Here is a 2,628-nt window from a genome sequence, read left to right as displayed (position 1 = left end):
GCGGGTGGAAATGGATCTCGGGGGAGTGTGTATTCGGGTGGCGATCGAAGCGCCAGTTGACGTCGTTGCTATCGACGTAGTGGAACGAATACATCCCCAGTTCGCTCCACTGGATATCGAGCCGAGCGTTCTCGGCGTCGCCCAATCCATCGCTGAGACTGATCTGCAGTTCCGTAGGGGCGACGACATCATCATACGCCGTTTCGTCGACGAGCGGCTCAAGTTCGAGCCAGAGGTCACGAATCCGCTGGAGTGCCGGAAGATAGATCGGCCCGAACTCGCCGGCGCGGTCGTTACCGTTCATACAGCGAGCTGGTGGCTGGCCTCGTCGTAAGCGAGCGCGGCTTGGGCGACGGCGAGATTCTGCCGCGTCGTGCGCCACGCGGTGAGGTCGTCCCAGCCGTCCGTCTCGCCGGCGTCGAGTTGCTGGACGAGTTCCTCCGGTGACACCACGTCGTAGCGGTCCTCGTAGCGCCGGATCTCGGCCTTCATCTCCTGGATGCTGTCGAGCAACTCGGGTCGAGTAACTTCCTCACGCAGCTCGCGGATCCGCGACATCAACACCCGGTCGCTGTTGCGCTTGTACAGCGTTGTTTGGCCATCATGTTCCGTCTCCGCGAACCCGGTGTTCACGAGCGACTTGCAGTGGCGACGCGCTGTCGGCTCGCTCACGAGGGCCCGCTCGCCGATCTCGGCTGCCGACTGCCCGTCGTGGGTCTGTTCAACGACTTCGTACACCCGCTCGAATGGCGTCGTGTCGTCTTTCCAGTCCGCCTTGACCTGTTCGTTGACGTCGTCCCACGTCTCGGTCATACTGGATGCTACGCAGTCTAGGAACAAATAGTTTTCTGGGGAAATTATCTAACTCCGGTGCTTGTAGGCGAGCATTGTCAGGCTACATGCTCCTCTAACGTCTCGTGATGCGTCCGGACTGTGGTTGGTGTGACGTTCCCTGTCGCCGCGACGTCGCTTTGCGTTACCCACTGGCCGTGTTCTTGCCCCGCTTTGTAGAGACAGGCCGCTGCGAATCCTGGTGGAGTGATACCCGACGCGGCTCCTGACGATTCTGACTGTTCAGCCAACCTCCGAGCCCGCTGTCGGATGTACGTTGGAACATCGAGTTCTGACGCGAGAGGGGGATAAATTCACTCGGGCGAACCGGCTGAGTCGGCAGCCCAAGTTCTGTATTCAGGGTCTGTACGCATTCGCGACTCTCGATTGTTCAACGCGTGCTGCGTCGACGACGTCGTCGACGACCTCTGCACGTATCTCGAAACCAGCGGTTCCCAGCGGACGTCTCGACTTCCCGAGTGGGAGGACTTCCAGGAACTGGCTGAGGAGTACGGGGTGACGTCATGAGGGTACGATTCGATAGCGCAGACATCCGGTCGGAACTCGAGCGCATCGGCCGGCAGCTGGACAACTCACTCACCGTCTTCTTGATTGGTGGTCGGTCGATGGGGTTTCGCGGACTCAAAGAGACGACCAAAGATATTGATCTCATTGTCTCCTCCGGCGACGATCTGAGTCAGCTACAAGCGGTGCTCCTCGAACTGGGATACGATATCGTCCGGGAACCGGACGAAGAGTACGAAGAACTCGGTGCCCAGCGCATCCTCGAGAACGATGACGGGTGTCGTATCGACGTTTTCAACCAGCAGGTGATCGGCAAGCTGATTCTGTCTCCAGGCATTCGTGAGCGGAGCGAACGCTATCTCGACCCGGGAAATCTCGTGGTCGAGCTCGTGAGTCCAGAAGACATCTTCCTGTTCAAAGCGGTTGCCGGTCGGGTGGACGATATCGAGGATATGTTCTCGCTGATGCAGACCGGCCTCGAGTTCGATGTCGTCGAAGCGGAACTCGAGACGCAGATCGAACTCTTGGACCAAGAACTGTTCGTGACGTACGTCAATGAAGCGTTGACCGATCTCACCGAACAACACAACGTGACGACGCCGTTGCACGACCCCGTCGCGGAGATCACCGAGCGCGTCTACGAGGAACTCGAAGTGCTCCACGCACTCAACGAACCGAAATCGGTGACTGACCTGCAACAGGAACTCGACTGGTCTGCAGCGGACGTACAGGAGATTGTGAGACGGCTGGAAGAGAAAGACGCCGTGGCGGTAACCGATAGGCGCGTAGAACGTCGCTCAATGACGATCTGACAGCACAGATCAACAGTCGAATTGAACCGCCGCGCGAAACGTGATTCGGTTTGGGTTACTTGATAAACGCCATCATACGGCAATTTTCACCTTCCGGAAGCTCGTGCCGTCGAAAACCATCTCATAAAACTCGACAGGCGGGGAATCGCCGTCTTGGCTGCTTTCGGTGAGGATCCGCATTACCTCAAAACGGTCCTCAAGGCTAGTCCGTAGGCCAAATACAACTCCTGCAAGTTGGGATAAATCATATGTGACTTTCCGATGAGAATCTTCTAAACCTAATAGATCGGGTAACACCATGCGTATTTCTTGTTCATGTTTCCACTGCTCCAGTTTCGTCGTTGACATACTGTGGAAGTGATCCCACAGGTTTTCACGCCAGGAATCTTCGTCCTCCAAGATTTCGTCCACAATTGGGCTGGTATCTCCGTCCGGTGTGGAATGCCAGGCCGACATGAGC

General features: G+C 57.3%; 5 protein-coding genes and 1 pseudogene. 2 read left to right on the top strand and 4 right to left on the bottom strand.

The window, feature by feature from the left end:
• The 3 genes and pseudogenes from QT222_RS02810 to QT222_RS02800 form a co-directional block, all read right to left on the bottom strand.
• Positions 1 to 304 (bottom strand): toxin-antitoxin system TumE family protein (locus QT222_RS02810; RefSeq protein WP_491476233.1); only part of this gene is annotated, 304 nt, incomplete at its 3' end.
• Complete coding sequence (locus tag QT222_RS02805) at positions 301 to 813, bottom strand: winged helix-turn-helix domain-containing protein (RefSeq protein ID WP_491476232.1); 513 nt, start codon at positions 811 to 813, stop codon at positions 301 to 303. The genes QT222_RS02810 and QT222_RS02805, both read right to left, overlap by 4 nt.
• A gap of 77 nt (positions 814 to 890) precedes the next feature.
• A pseudogene (locus QT222_RS02800) lies at positions 891 to 1,263 on the bottom strand (transcription initiation factor IIB family protein); the annotation flags it as partial.
• Between QT222_RS02800 and QT222_RS02795 the strand changes: the two are divergent.
• Together QT222_RS02795 and QT222_RS02790 are read left to right on the top strand one after the other, a co-directional pair.
• Positions 1,219 to 1,359, top strand: a complete 141-nt coding sequence (locus tag QT222_RS02795) for a hypothetical protein (protein ID WP_491476234.1) — start codon at positions 1,219 to 1,221, stop codon at positions 1,357 to 1,359. The pseudogene QT222_RS02800 and the gene QT222_RS02795 overlap by 45 nt on opposite strands.
• A complete protein-coding gene (locus tag QT222_RS02790) occupies positions 1,356 to 2,168 on the top strand; it encodes a DUF6036 family nucleotidyltransferase (RefSeq protein ID WP_491476231.1) in 813 nt (270 codons plus the stop codon). The genes QT222_RS02795 and QT222_RS02790 overlap by 4 nt, the downstream gene beginning before the upstream one ends.
• A gap of 72 nt (positions 2,169 to 2,240) precedes the next feature.
• On the opposite strand, the gene QT222_RS02785 is transcribed toward QT222_RS02790, so the two are convergent.
• Positions 2,241 to 2,628 (bottom strand): hypothetical protein (locus tag QT222_RS02785; protein WP_491476230.1); only part of this gene is annotated, 388 nt, incomplete at its 5' end.

It is taken from the genome of Haloferax sp. s1, from assembly GCF_058382125.1.
This window is presented reverse-complemented; position numbering and strand designations above follow the sequence as displayed.

Bases quoted from the DNA above. Each gene is read 5' to 3' on its own strand.
- QT222_RS02805 (WP_491476232.1), bottom strand. From the start codon at position 813: ATGACCGAGACGTGGGACGACGTCAACGAACAGGTCAAGGCGGACTGG.
- QT222_RS02790 (WP_491476231.1), top strand. From the start codon at position 1,356: ATGAGGGTACGATTCGATAGCGCAGACATCCGGTCGGAACTCGAGCGC.